We start from the raw sequence: 13,026 nt of genomic DNA, 5'->3' as shown, positions 1-13,026 counted from the left end.
ACGACGGGCGGCGGGTCGGCCATACTGGCCCGCGGCATTCCCACGGGGGCGTGCCGCACAGGGGGTGGCGAGTGGACGGCGTCGAGCTGCCGGAGCGCATCGGAGACTACGCCGTGGAGCGCGAGCTGGGTTCCGGCGGTATGGGGACGGTGTACCTGGCACGATCGCGGGGCGGGCGCACCGTGGCGGTCAAGGTGGCACGCCCCGAGCTGGCCGCCGATCCGCACTTCCGTGCCCGGTTCCGCGCCGAGGTCGACGCCGCCCGCAAGGTCGGCGGGTTCCACACCGCCCAGGTGGTCGACGCCGACCCGGACGCGCCCGCTCCCTGGCTCGCGACCGCGTACATCCCGGGACCGACGCTCGCCGGGCTGATCGCCGAGCGGGGCCCGATGGACGAGGCCCGACTGCGGGTGCTCGGCGCGGCGCTGGCCGAGGCACTGCAGGCCATCCACGGGTGCGGCCTGATCCACCGCGACCTCAAGCCCGGCAACATCATCATGGCCGAAGACGGTCCACGGGTGCTCGACTTCGGCATCGCCCGGGCTCTGGAGGCGACCCGGCTGACCTCCACCGGCGCAGCCTTCGGCACCCCCGGCTTCCTGGCCCCCGAGCAGGCCCAGGGGCTCGAGGTGAGCGGCGCGGCCGATGTGTTCGCGCTGGGCGGGGTGCTGGTGGCGGCGGCCGGAGGACAGCCGTTCGGGGAGGGCACCCCCATGATGCTGATGTACCGGGCCGTGCACGAGCCGGCGGACCTGTCGGCGCTCCCGCAGGGCCTCCGCCTGGTGGCGGCCGCATGCCTGGCCAAAGCCCCGGAGCGAAGGCCCACTCCCCGGGCGCTGCTGGACCTCCTTGCCCCGCTGAGCACCGCGGAGCCGGCGCCGGACGCGGCCGCCCACCCGGCGACCGAGGTCTCCCCGGCGACACCCCCGCCGGCACTCTCGCCGGCGACACCCCTGCCGGCGCTCTCGCCGACGCCGACCGCCGTGTCGGCCGCCGTGTCGGCCGCGGCACCGGTCGCAGCCGGAGGCCTCGCCGACGCGGCGACCGTCTCGGCCCGCCCGAAGGCAGCGGCGGAGGTCCCCGGGTCTCCTCCGGACAAGCGGCCCGTCGGTCGGGTCGTCGCCGCTGCCGCCGGCGCCCTGCTCGTGCTCGGCGGTGCGGTGTACGCCGTCTCCTCGTACGACGACAGCTCCTTCCCCCCGGCCACGCACGAGCTCGTGCTGCCCGAATCGATGGTCGACGGCGCCTACGGGCGCGACGTCGAGCACCGGCTTCCCCCGGACCCGCTGCCCGACGACGCGGGCCGGAAGGGGGCGACGCACTATTCCGCCGACTACACCGTCACGAGTACCGGCACCGAGAAGGGGGTCGCGTTCCGCACGGTGGAGGTGTACGGCTCGTCCGGACGGTACAAGGATCCGGAGGAGCACCGGGACGGCCTGATGGACGCGATGACCGTCACGGGCGGCGAGACCGTCGGCGATCCGCCCCGGACGATCAGGCCGCCCGGCTCGGACGTCGACATCCGCTGCACGACGGTGGACGCGAAGACCGTGTGCGGCTGGGGCGACGCCAACTCGGCCGTCGCGATCCGGTTCACCCCGAGCGCCGCCCTCGAAGCGGCGGCGGAGGAGACCCGGAGGATACGCGCCGAGATCCGCAGGCCGATCGCGACCTCGACGGCCTCTCCCTGACCGCCGGGGCCGCGGTCCGCTCCCCGGATCGGGTCAGCCGGCGAAACGCGCCATCCACGACTCGACCTCGGCCGAGGAGCGCGGAAGGCCCGCCGACAGGTTCTCGTGGCCCTCCTCGGTGACGAGCAGGTCGTCCTCGATCCGCACGCCGATGCCCCGCCACTCCTCCGGCACGGTCAGGTCGTCGGGCTGGAAGTACAGCCCCGGCTCCACGGTGAGCACCATCCCCGGCACGAGGACGGCGTCGACGTACTCGCCCGTGCGGGCCTGCGCGCAGTCGTGGACGTCCAGGCCGAGCATGTGCCCGGTGCCGGCCATGGTGAAGCGGCGCTGGAGGCCCAGCGCGTACGCACGGTCGACGGGGCCCTCGATGAAGCCCCACTCCACGAGCCGCGCCGCCAGACTGCGCTGGGCGGCCTCGTGGAAGTCGCGGTACGGCGCCCCCGGCTTGACCGCGGCCATCCCGGCCTCCTGCGCCTCGTACACGGCGTCGTACACCCGGCGCTGGACCGGGGTGAACCTGCCGCTGATCGGGAGCGTGCGGGTGACGTCGGCGGTGTAGAGGGAGCGGGTCTCCACGCCCGCGTCGAGCAGCAGCAGCTCGCCGGGCCGGACCGGGCCGTCGTTCTCCGTCCAGTGCATGATCGTGGCGTGCTCGCCGGCGGCGCAGATGGAGCCGTAGCCGACGGCGTTGCCCTCCAGCCGCGCCCGGCGGAAGAAGGTGCCCTCGATCCACCGCTCGGACGAGGCGACGGCCCGCGACAGCTCGCCGACGCAGTCGGTGAACCCACGCACGGTCGAGTCGACCGCCTTGCGCAGCTCGCCGATCTCCCATGCGTCCTTGACGAGCCGGAGCTCGGACAGCGCCTCCTCCAGCTCGTCGTCCCGGTCCTCGTCCGTGGTGACCGCGGCCTCCAGCGCCGGGTCGACGCCGCGGACGATCCGGGTGGGGACGCCGGTGACGGCGGCCAGGTCCTCGGCGGCCGTGCGGACGTCGCGGCAGGGCAGCCCGAGGACCGTCCCGGCCTCCGCGAGCGAGCGGCGGCGGCCCATCCAGAGCTCGGCCGTGTAGCCGATCCAGAACTCGTCGTCGTCGCGGCCGTCGCGCGGCAGCTGGTAGCAGTAGGCGTCGTGGCCGCCGTCGGCCCGCGGTTCGAGCACGAGGGCGCCGTCGCGCGCCTGGTCCCCGGTCAGGTGGACGTACCCGGTGTACGGGCGGAAGGGGTACGTGTCGTCGTTGGAGCGGGTCTTGAGGTTGCCGGAGGGGATGACGAGGCGCTCGCCGGGGAAGCGCGCGGAGAGCGCCGCACGACGGCGGGCCGCGTACGGCGCCTGCTCGTCGGGCACGAGCCCGTGCCGCTCGGTGTCCGCCCACCCCGACCTCATCAGGGTGGAGAGCTCCTCGGAGACGCCTTCGTAGAGGCCGTTCTTGCGACCCTTCGCCACGTCCTGCACCTTCTTCCGGATGGGATTCCTCGACCGCCGCGGTCCGGCGACCCCCGGAAGGTACTCCCCGCCGCGGCCCCCGGTTGCCGAGAACCGCCACTGGCACGAATCGGCCATCCGGGGGCACGGCGCGGGTGCCGGCCCCGGATCGGGTGAGTCGATAATCGGGGCATGGCGAACGAGAGACTCGGTGAGGCGCTGCGGCTGCTCGGGATCGGGGAGGAGGCCTCCCTGGTGTACCGGGTGCTCCTGGAGTGCGGGCCCGCGCCGTTGCGTTCGGTGGGGGACGCGGCCAGGCTCGGGGAGCGGGCGTCGGCGGAGGCGTACCGCGAGCTGGTCGACTGCGGTCTCGCGAGTGCCGCCGAGGAGGGGTCCGACGTGGTGGCCCCCGTGCCGCCGGCCGCGGGGCTCGAGATCCTCGGGCGGCGGCGGGCGGCCGAGCTGGACGCGTCCCGGATCACCGTCGGGGGCGCGTTCGAGTCGTTCCGGCGGCAGCGGCTCGCCGGGTACCACGACCCCCTGGTGGAGGTCGTGACCGGGGACGCCATCGGACTCCGGATGCGGCAGGCGTGGGCGAGCGCCCGGGAGCAGATCCGGCAGTTCGACTCGCCGCCGTACTTCCCCCTCGTCGGGGCCACGGAGGACGCGCTGGCCACCCTCGCGCGGGGGGTGACCCAGCGGGTCGTGTACTCGCGGGAGTCCCTGGAGCACCCCGGGCGGCTGGAGCACTCGATCGAGCCGTGCGTCGAGGCCGGCGAGCAGGCGCGGGTCCTTCCGTCGGTGCCGGTCAAGCTCGTGATCATCGACGACGCCTACGCCCTGGTCGCCCTGTCGATCAGGGAGACGGACGTGTACAACACGATGCTGGTGGTCCAGCCCTGCGGCCTGCTGTCCGCGCTGGTCGCGCTGTTCGAGCAGGCGTGGCGGAACGCGCTGCCGTTCCACGGGCGTTCGGCCCGGCCGGCGGGGCTGCTGCCCGCCGACCGGCGTCTGCTCCGGCTGCTCGCGGCGGGCGCCGGCGACGAGGTGATCGCCCGGGAGATCGGCGTCAGCCGTCGTACGCTCTTCCGCCGCGTGCAGGTCCTGATGGCCAGGCTCGGCGCTACGAGCCGGTTCCAGATGGCGCTGCAGGCGCAGCGGTCGGGGTGGCTGTGAGCGGTCCGGGGATGGCGGGCGCGGTCGTGCCCGCCGCGAGCCGCTGCCACAGGTAGGTGTGCACGAGCGCGCTGTTGTGGGCGGCCTGTTCGTTGTCCCCGGCGCCCGCGTGTCCCCCGCCGGTGTTCTCGTGGAAGAGGACCCGGTGGCCGAGCTCCCGCAGCCGGGCCGCGGTCTTCCGGGCGTGCCCGGGGTGGACGCGGTCGTCGCGGGTCGAGGTCATCAGCAGGACCGGCGGGTAGTCCCGGTCCGCCGCGATCCGGTGGTACGGGGAGAGTTCGAGCAGGTGGGGGAGGTCGGCCTCGTCGTCCGGGTCGCCGTACTCGGCGATCCAGGAGGCGCCCGCGAGGAGCTTGTGGAAGCGGGTCATGTCGAGGAGCGGGACCTGGGCGACGATCGCGCCGAAGAGCTCGGGACGGCGGGTCAGCATGGCGCCCATGAGGAGGCCGCCGTTGCTGCCTCCCTTGGCGCCCAGCATGGCCGGGGTGGTGATGCCGCGGGCGACCAGGTCCTCGGCGACGGCGGCGAAGTCCTCGAAGGCGCGCGGGCGTTCGGCGCCGAGGGCGGCCTGGTGCCAGTCGGGGCCGTACTCGCCGCCGCCTCGGATGTTGGCGATGACGTGGGTGCCGCCGCGTTCCAGCCAGGCCCGGCCGATCACCCCGCCGTAGAAGGGGGTGAGGGAGACCTCGAAGCCGCCGTAGCCGTAGAGCAGGGTGGGCCCGGGGCCGGGCTCCGCGGTGCGGTCGGGGCCGACGACGAAGTACGGGACGCGCGTGCCGTCCCGGGAGGTCGCGAAGTGCTGGTCGACGGTGAGGCCGGTGGTGTCGAAGCGGTGCGGGGCCTGCTTGAGGACCTCGGAGCCGCCGCCGATCCGGCCGTGGTGGAGGCTGGAGGGCTGGAGGAAGCCGGACACGTCGAGGAAGTACTCGTCGGAGACGTCCGGGTCGGTGTCGACGATGCTCACGGCGGAGAGCGGCGGCACCCCGACGAGCGGCTCGCGGGTCCAGCCGGCCTCTCCGGGGGTGAGCACCTCGATGTGGGTGCTGACGTCCCGCATCGTCTCCAGGAGGAGGTGGTGGCGCGTCCAGGTGTGCCCGGCGAGGGCGGTCCGGGCGTCCGGCGTGAACAGGACCTCGGGGGTGCGGTTGCCGGCCAGGAAGGCGTCGAAGCCGAAGGCGAGCAGCGCGCCGGTGGGCTGCCCGAGCCACGGGGACTTGAGGGTGACGATCAGGTGCTCGCGGTGGGCGTAGGCGCTCGCGTCCTCGGGCACGTCGATCCGGGCGAGGGTGCCGTCGGGCCGCAGGAGGTACGTCTCGCTGCGGTAGAAGTCCAGGGAGCGGCCGACGAACTCCCGCTCGAAGCCGGGCGTCGTGTCCCGGTATCCCCAGGCGGCCACGTCCGCCGGGTCGGCCTCGTAGACGAGGGGCGCGTCCTCGACGGGTGTGCCGCGGCGCCAGCGGCGGACGGTGCGCGGGTAGCCGGAGTCGGTGAGCGATCCCGGGCCCAGGTCCGTACCGACGAGGACGGCGTCGTCTCCGGCCCAGCCGATCCGCGTCTTGGCCTCGGGCAGCGTGAAGCCGTCCGCGGTGAACTCCTTGGCGGCGAGGTCGAACTCGCGCACGACGACGGCGTCCCCGCCGTCCCGCGAGAGCCGCACCAGGGCCCGGTCGCAGGCCGGCCTGCGGACCCGGGCGCCGTCCCAGACCCACTTCTCGTCCTCGGCGGCGGCCAGCGCGTCGACGTCGAGGAGCACCTCCCACTCGGGGTCGTCCGCGCGGTACCGCTCCAGGGTGGTCCGCCGCCAGACTCCCCGCGGGTGGTCGGCGTCGCGCCAGAAGTTGTACAGGTGCTCGCCGCGCCGCACGGTGTACGGGATCCGGTCGGCGGCGTCGAGGACGTCGCGCAGGCGTGCCTTCAGCCCCGCGAACCCGGGGTCGGCGGAGACCTCGTCGGCGGTCTCCGCGTTCCGTTCGGCCACCCAGGCGAGCGCGGCCTCTCCGGAGACGTCCTCCAGCCACAGGTACGGGTCGTGGTCGTTCGGGCTCTGCATGGGTCTACTTCCCGTCCTCGCGTCGCAGCCGGGCCGACAGGTGGTGCTGGAGCCGGTGTCCCACCGCGGCCAGGTCGTGGACGAAGTCCAGGGTGTCCCCGTCCACCGGGGTGTAGCGGCGGCGGGTGGCCTCGACGTTCTTGGCGGTGGGGGCGAGGGCCACGGTGTGGGTGGTGAGGTCGATCGCGCCGTCCTCGACGCGGCCGACCAGGATCTCGGTGATGCCGGTGGGCTGGGTGACGAGGGCCTCGATGGCGCCCTCGGGCTTGAGACGCCACCAGCCGCTCTCCCGGGCCGCGGGGCGGACGGGGGCGCCGTCCGCGTCGATCAGCCAGGCGCGCGCCTCGTAGTGGAGGAAGGGGCGGCCGTCGTGGCTGAAGGTGACCTCCTGCGCGTACGCGAAGTCCTCGTCGAGCGTCGGGTACCCGCCCGTGCCGGTGCCGACCCAGGTGCCGAGGAGCCCGGCGACCGGGACGAGGAGCTCGTGCGGGGCCGGCGCCGCGTCCGGCCGGAGGGCGTCGGGGTACGGGTGCTGCCGGTCGCGGTCGGTCATGGTGCGTACTCCTGGGTCGAGGCCTGTGCCGGAGGGCAGCTTAGGTCGTCCGCCCTCCGGTCCGGCGGCGCGGCGCTCCCCGTGAGCCCGGCCCGATCGGCATGACGCGGCCTAGCCGCGCCGGCTCCGTACCAGCAGGTAGAGGAAGTACGGCGTGCCGATGACCGCCGTCATCAGGCCCGCGCCGAGCTGGGCGGGGGCGATCACCGTGCGGCCCACCAGGTCGGCGGCGCAGACGAGGACCGCGCCGAGGAGGACGGAGACCGGGACCACGCGCGCGTGCGGGCGGCCGACCAGGGCGCGGGCCGCGTGGGGGGCGACGAGGCCCACGAAGCCGATCGTGCCGGCGGCGGCGACGGCGGTGGCGGTGAGCAGGACGGAGAGAACCAGGAAGCCGAGGCGGCCGCGGCCCAGGTTCAGGCCGAGGAGTCGCGGCGTGTCGTCGTCGAGGGACACCAGGTCGAGCTCGGTGCGGCGGGCGGCCGCGACGACGACGCCCACGGCCAGGACGGCGGCGAGGGGGACGATGTCGGGCGTCGTCCGCCCGTACGTGGAGCCCGAGAGCCAGGTCAGCGCCTTGGTCGCGTTGAACGGGTCGGTGAGGATGATGAGGAGGCTGATCAGGGCCGCGGCGCCGGTCGCGACGCCGAAGCCGACGAGGACGAGCCGGTTCTGCCGGAAGCCGTCCTTCGCGGCGAGCCCGAAGACGAGGACGGAGCTGGCGGCGGCCCCGGCGAAGGCGGCGCCCGCCACGCCCCAGGAGCCGACCATGGGCACGGTGGTGACGAGCAGGACCGCGCCGAGCGCGGCTCCGCCGGAGACGCCCAGGATGCTGGGTTCGGCGAGCGGGTTGCGGGTGACGGCCTGGACGAGGGTGCCGGCCAGGGCGAGGGCGGCGCCGGCGAGGAGCGCGGCGAGGACGCGGGGCACCCGGGTCTCGAGGACGAAGGCGGTGGTCCGGCCGGCCTGTCCCTGCGCCCAGTTGAGGAGGTCGCCGAAGAGCAGCTTGGCGTCGCCGAGGAGCAGGGCCGCGACGGTGACGCCGACGAGGGCGACGACCAGGACGGCGGTGGTGGTGAGGAAGGCGGTGCGGCTGCGGAGGCGCAGCCGGTCGGGCGCGGAGGCCGCGGCCGTGTCCCGGGTGCGGGTCGCCATCACGATGAGGAAGACCGCGCCGACGACGCTGGTGACGACGCCCGTGGGGACGGCGACGGCGACGTCCGCGGGCACCAGGACCCGCAGGACGACGTCGGAGCCGAGGACCAGGGCGGCGCCGGTGAGTCCGGCGACCGGGAGGCCGCCGCGGGTCCGCGCGAAGGCGCGGAAGCGCCGCGCGAGCGGCCGCACGAGCGCGGGCGCGCACAGTCCGACGAAGCCGATGGGTCCGGCGAGGGTGACCGCGGTCGTGGAGAGGAGCGCGGCGAGCACCACGGCGGTGAGCCGGGTGGCGCGGACGGGCACGCCGAGGCCGCGGGCGGCGTCGTCGCCGAGGGCGAGGGCGTCGATCCGGCGGCCGAGGAGCAGGAGTCCGACGACGCCGACGACGGCGATCGGCAGCATCTGGAGGACGCCGTCGAAGCCGTTCTGGGCGATGCTGCCCTGGTTCCAGTGGTAGATGCCCTCGGTCTGCTGCGGGAACAGCAGCAGGAGGCCTTCGGTGACGGCGGTCAGGCCGAGCGTGAGGGCGCTGCCGGCGAGGACGAGCCGGACGGTGCCGGTGCCGAGGCCGGACAGGCCGAGGACGACGGCGGCGGCGGCGAGGCCGCCGACGAAGGCGAGGCCGGAGGAGGCGAGCAGCGGCAGCGAGACGCCGGTGGCCGAGGCGAGTCCGAGGACGAAGTAGGAGCCGGCGTTGACCGAGAGGGTGTCCGGTGAGGCGAGGACGTTGCGGCTGACGGCCTGGAGGGCGGCGCCGGCCATGCCGAGCACGGCGCCGACGAGCAGGCCCGCGGCCATCCGGGGCAGCCGTGAGGCGACGACGACGGACGCGTCCGTCGCGTCGGCCTGGCCGGTGAGCGCCTTCCAGACCTCGGCGGCGCCGACCGCGGCCGTGCCCTGGGTGAGGTCCACGACCGCGAGGACGGCGACGAGGAGGACGAGAGCGGCCGTCACCGGGGCCGCGCCCGTCCGGGACGTGGCCGTCGGCGGACGGGTGGCGGGGGTGGTTGCGGTGACGGCCATGGTGCTACTTCGTCAGGGCGGCGACGAGGGAGTCGACGTACTTGTTCATCGAGCCGGGACCGCCGAACATCCAGACGCCGTCGGGCAGGCGGTGGACGTTGCCCTTCTTGACGAACGGCAGCGAGGTCCACACCTTGTCCTTGGCGAGGACGCCGGCGAACGGGTTGCTGGAGGCGTCGCCGTCGTTGCCGATGTAGGCGAACTGCACGTCGCCGATCTTGGTGAGGCCCTCGACGTCGGTGGCGCCGAGACCGTAGGCCGGGTCGCCCTTGACCGTCCAGGCGTTCTTCAGGCCGAGCTTCTCGTTGACGGCGCCGATGAGCGAACCGCTGGTGTAGGGGCGGATGGAGACCTGGTTGGAGACGACGTACCCGTCGGCGAAGGCGTACTTCGCACCGGCGAGCTTCGCGTCGGCGAGGGCCTTGCGGCCCTCCTCCAGCTTCGCCTCGAACTGCTTCTTGAGCTCGGCGGCCTTGTCCGTGGTGCCGGTGGCCTTGGCGATCAGGTCGAGGTTCTCGGTCATCCGGCCGATCGGGTCGGCGGCGTCGGCGGCCTTGACCTCGAGGACCGGGGCGATCTTCCGCAGCTGCTTGACGGCGGCCGGCGGCAGGTCGGAGGTGGCGAGGATGAGGTCGGGCTTGAGGGCCGCGACGGTCTCCATGCTCGGCTCGCCGCGGGTGCCGATGTCCTTGGGCTCGTTCTTCAGCGGGACGGCGGTGTCCCAGGTCTTGTAGCCCTTGACGTCGGAGACGCCCACCGGGTCGACGCCGAGCTCGATGAGGTGCTCGACGACGTTCCACTCGGTGCCGATGACCTTCTTGGCCGGACCGTCGAGCTCCACCTTGGTGCCCGTGGCGTCGGTGAGGGTGATGCGCTCGGTGGTCTTCTTCGCGTCGTCGGCGGCGGGCTCGGTGGTGCCGCAGGCGGTGAGGGTGAGGGCCGCGGTGGTGGCGACCGCCGTGGTGAGGAGGAGGCGTCTCATGAGGTGCTGCTGAGCCTTTCGCTTCGCGAGTGGTGCCGGCCCAGCGCACGGGTGCGGAGCCGGCCGGTGAGGGGATCGGTGTCGACCTCGATGCGGATGCCGTACGTGTCGGTCAGCCGCTCGGGCGTGAGGACGTCCGAGGGGCTGCCGTCGGCGACGACGCGTCCCGTGTCGAGCAGGACGATCCGGTCGGCGACGGCCGCCGCCTGGTCGAGGTCGTGGAGGACGGCGCCCACGGCGATGCCGTGGTCGTCCGCCAGGTCGCGCATGAGGTCGAGGAGTTCGACCTGGTAGCGCAGGTCGAGGTAGGTGGTGGGCTCGTCGAGGAGCAGCACGCCCGTCTGCTGGGCGAGGCAGCCGGCGAGCCAGACGCGCTGGAGCTGGCCGCCGGAGAGGTGCTCGGCGCCGCGCTCGGCGAGTTCGGTGACGCCCGTCATGGCGAGCGCGCGGTCCACGGCGGCCGTGCCGCCCGGGTCGGCCCGGCCCCAGCGTCCCCGGTAGGGGTAGCGGCCGAACTCGACCAGGTCGCGGACGGTCAGCCCGCTGGGGGTGGGGCGTCCCTGGGTGAGCAGGGCGACGTGCCGCGAGAACTCACGGGGGCTCAGCGCGAGGGCGTCCAGGGCCCCGTCGAGCAGGAGCGTGGCGGAGCGCGCCGGCTGCAGCCGCGCGAGGGTGCGGAGCAGCGTCGACTTGCCACTGCCGTTGGGTCCGACGAGGACCGTCACCTCGCCGGGGCGCAGTGTCATGGCGGCGTCGTGGACGACGTCGACGCCTTCGTACGCCACGGTGACGCCCGTGGCCGAGAGTTCATGACCGGGGGGACGGGGAGTCGCGTCGGTCTCTTCACCTGCTTGCACGTCGAGGAGGTTAGCCTAACCTTACCGATCGGCAAAAGGGGGCCTCCGATCCTGGGCGCAAGGCGCATTCCGGCCAAGCTGTCGCCGCTGTCCTGTTCCTCTTGGGTCGTCGTGGCGCGTCCACGCTCCGAGACACCGTTGACCCGGGGCGCGTGCGTCGCTACCTTCGCGCCATGTTGCGTACAGCCCTGCTCACCACGCGCGGTCACATCGACCTGCTGCGGGTGGCCTCCGCCGCGTGTCGCCGCGGCCGCTGACGCCCTTCCACGCCTCCGACGCCCCGTCATTCCCCTGACGCCGCGCGCTCGCACGTCCGGGCGCCGGGGAGCTCGGGCGTGCGCGCCGCAGCCGTACCCCCGCTGACCACCTGACCCTCCGCGCCCGCGCTCGTCCCGCGCCGCCCGCGGTCGCCGAGGCGTACCCCCACGCCCTCTTCCGCCCCACTCCCCCGGAGTCCCGCCATGACGGTCGACCACGCCCCTCCCTCCGCTCCGCCCGACATATCGCCTTTGCCGGATCTGGAGCCCCTCACCCCCGAGCGCGGTCCCGGCCGCGCCCCCGCCGTGCCGCGCTGGCTGCGCCGCACCGTGGGCCCCGTCCTGCTCCTCGCCCTGTGGCAGACCCTCAGCGCCACGGGAGTGCTGCCGCCCGAGGCGCTCGCCTCCCCGGGCACCATCGCCCGCGCCGCCGGCGAGCTCATCGGCGACGGGACCCTGCCCACCGCGATGGGCGTCTCCCTGCGGCGCGTCGCCGCCGGACTGCTGATCGGCGGGATCGTCGGCATCACCCTCGCCCTGGTCTCCGGGCTCTCCCGGCTCGGCGAGGACCTCGTCGACGCCCCCGTCCAGATGCTCCGGACCGTGCCCTGGGTCGGGTTGATCCCGCTCCTCATCATCTGGCTGGGCATCGGGGAGGCCCCCAAGGTGGCGCTCATCGCGCTCGGCGTCGCCTTCCACCTCTATCTGAACGTGTACGCCGGCATCCGCGGCGTCGACGCCCAACTCGTCGAGGCCGGGCAGTCCCTGGGCCTCGGACGCTGGGGGCTCGTCCGGCACGTGGTGCTTCCGGGGGCGCTGCCCGGAGCCATGACGGGCCTGCGCTACTCCCTCGCGACGGCCTGGCTCGCCCTGGTCTTCGGGGAGTCGATCAACGCCGACGCCGGCATCGGCTTCCTCATGAACCAGGCGCGGGAGTTCTTCCGCACCGACGTCATCGTCGTCTGCCTCGTCGTCTACGCCTTCCTCGGCCTGCTCGCCGACGCCGTCGTCCGTACTCTCGAAAGGCTGCTGCTGCAATGGCGACCGACCTTCACCGGGCAGTGACCGTCCAGGGCCTCACCCGGTCCTTCGACGGCCGCCCCGTCATCGACGGGCTCGATCTCACCCTGCGCTCGGGGCAGTTCACCGCCCTCCTCGGTCACAGCGGCTGCGGCAAGTCGACGCTCCTGCGGGTGCTGGCCGGGCTCGACCGGGAGATCTCCGGCACCGTCCTCGTCCCGCGCCGCCGCGCCGTCGCCTTCCAGGCGCCGCGCCTCATGCCGTGGAAGCGGGTCTGGCGCAACGTGCTCCTCGGGCTGCCCGGCAAGCCGGGCCGCGCGGTGGCGGAGCAGGCGCTCGCCGAGGTCGGGCTCGGCCACCGCTCGGGAGCCTGGCCGAAGACCCTCTCCGGCGGCGAGGCCCAACGGGCCTCCCTCGCCCGCGCCCTGGTGCGGGACCCCGACCTCCTGCTGCTCGACGAGCCGTTCGGCGCCCTCGACGCCCTGACCCGGATCACGGCGCAGCGGCTGGTCGCCGAGCTGTGGCAGCGGCGGGGCTGCACGGTGCTGCTCGTCACCCACGACGTGGACGAGGCCCTCCAACTGGCGGACCGCGCCCTGGTCATGCGGGACGGGGTCATCGCCTACGACACCACCGTGGACCTGGACCGCCCCCGCTCACCCGGCGATCCCGCCCTGGCCGCGCTCCGCACCCGGCTGCTCGCCGAACTCGGCGTCCACGAGGGCCGGTCGACCCCCCAGCCGGTCTGATCCGCGGCCCGCGCAGGACGCGCACCGTCCGGTCCACCGCTCCCCTCCCCTCCCCCTTCCGTCCCTCACCCAGGAGAGCCCC

The 13,026-nt window shown here is 74.3% G+C and carries 11 protein-coding genes; 5 read left to right on the top strand and 6 right to left on the bottom strand.

Going from position 1 to position 13,026, the window contains the following annotated elements; genetic code table 11:
• Window positions 1–71 precede the first annotated feature (71 nt).
• Window positions 72–1,694 carry a serine/threonine-protein kinase gene (locus tag ACY0MR_RS31220; RefSeq protein ID WP_473556643.1) on the top strand — a complete coding sequence of 541 codons (1,623 nt, stop codon included), beginning with the start codon at window positions 72–74 and terminating at the stop codon, window positions 1,692–1,694.
• A 33-nt stretch (window positions 1,695–1,727) separates the two neighbouring features.
• Here ACY0MR_RS31220 and ACY0MR_RS31215 read toward each other — a convergent pair whose 3' ends face one another.
• Window positions 1,728–3,140 carry an aminopeptidase P family protein gene (locus ACY0MR_RS31215; RefSeq protein WP_473556641.1) on the bottom strand — a complete coding sequence of 471 codons (1,413 nt, stop codon included), beginning with the start codon at window positions 3,138–3,140 and terminating at the stop codon, window positions 1,728–1,730.
• Window positions 3,141–3,311: 171 nt separating this feature from the next.
• Between ACY0MR_RS31215 and ACY0MR_RS31210 the strand changes: the two genes are divergently transcribed.
• A complete protein-coding gene (locus ACY0MR_RS31210) occupies window positions 3,312–4,295 on the top strand; it encodes a LuxR family transcriptional regulator (protein WP_473556638.1) in 984 nt (327 codons plus the stop codon).
• Here ACY0MR_RS31210 and ACY0MR_RS31205 read toward each other — a convergent pair.
• From ACY0MR_RS31205 to ACY0MR_RS31185, 5 genes are all read right to left on the bottom strand, one after another.
• Complete coding sequence (locus tag ACY0MR_RS31205) at window positions 4,243–6,345, bottom strand: prolyl oligopeptidase family serine peptidase (protein ID WP_473556636.1); 2,103 nt, start codon at window positions 6,343–6,345, stop codon at window positions 4,243–4,245. The genes ACY0MR_RS31210 and ACY0MR_RS31205 overlap by 53 nt on opposite strands.
• A gap of 4 nt (window positions 6,346–6,349) precedes the next feature.
• The gene (locus ACY0MR_RS31200) at window positions 6,350–6,898 is read right to left on the bottom strand and encodes a nitrobindin family protein (RefSeq protein WP_388796334.1); all 549 of its coding nucleotides are present in this window, start codon (window positions 6,896–6,898) and stop codon (window positions 6,350–6,352) included.
• A gap of 111 nt (window positions 6,899–7,009) precedes the next feature.
• Entirely contained in the window at window positions 7,010–9,079 is a 2,070-nt protein-coding gene (locus ACY0MR_RS31195; protein WP_388796331.1) for an iron ABC transporter permease, read from the bottom strand.
• A gap of 4 nt (window positions 9,080–9,083) precedes the next feature.
• Window positions 9,084–10,061: an iron-siderophore ABC transporter substrate-binding protein gene (locus ACY0MR_RS31190; RefSeq protein ID WP_473556633.1), complete on the bottom strand. Its 978-nt coding sequence runs from the start codon at window positions 10,059–10,061 to the stop codon at window positions 9,084–9,086.
• Window positions 10,058–10,918: an ABC transporter ATP-binding protein gene (locus tag ACY0MR_RS31185; protein WP_388796325.1), complete on the bottom strand. Its 861-nt coding sequence runs from the start codon at window positions 10,916–10,918 to the stop codon at window positions 10,058–10,060. Before ACY0MR_RS31185 ends, ACY0MR_RS31190 begins: the two co-directional genes overlap by 4 nt.
• A 173-nt stretch (window positions 10,919–11,091) precedes the next feature.
• On the opposite strand from ACY0MR_RS31185, the gene ACY0MR_RS31180 reads away from it, so the two are divergent.
• From ACY0MR_RS31180 to ACY0MR_RS31170, 3 genes are all read left to right on the top strand, one after another.
• The gene (locus tag ACY0MR_RS31180; RefSeq protein ID WP_352027631.1) at window positions 11,092–11,175 is read left to right on the top strand and encodes a putative leader peptide; all 84 of its coding nucleotides are present in this window, start codon (window positions 11,092–11,094) and stop codon (window positions 11,173–11,175) included.
• 204 nt (window positions 11,176–11,379) lie between these two features.
• On the top strand, window positions 11,380–12,240 hold the full coding sequence (locus ACY0MR_RS31175; RefSeq protein WP_388796323.1) for an ABC transporter permease: 861 nt from the start codon (window positions 11,380–11,382) through the stop codon (window positions 12,238–12,240).
• Window positions 12,213–12,944 carry an ABC transporter ATP-binding protein gene (locus tag ACY0MR_RS31170; RefSeq protein WP_473556630.1) on the top strand — a complete coding sequence of 244 codons (732 nt, stop codon included), beginning with the start codon at window positions 12,213–12,215 and terminating at the stop codon, window positions 12,942–12,944. Before ACY0MR_RS31175 ends, ACY0MR_RS31170 begins: the two co-directional genes overlap by 28 nt.
• The last annotated feature ends 82 nt before the right edge of the window (window positions 12,945–13,026 follow it).

The sequence above is a fragment of the Streptomyces sp. JN8 genome, from assembly GCF_055808075.1.
This window is presented reverse-complemented; position numbering and strand designations above follow the sequence as displayed.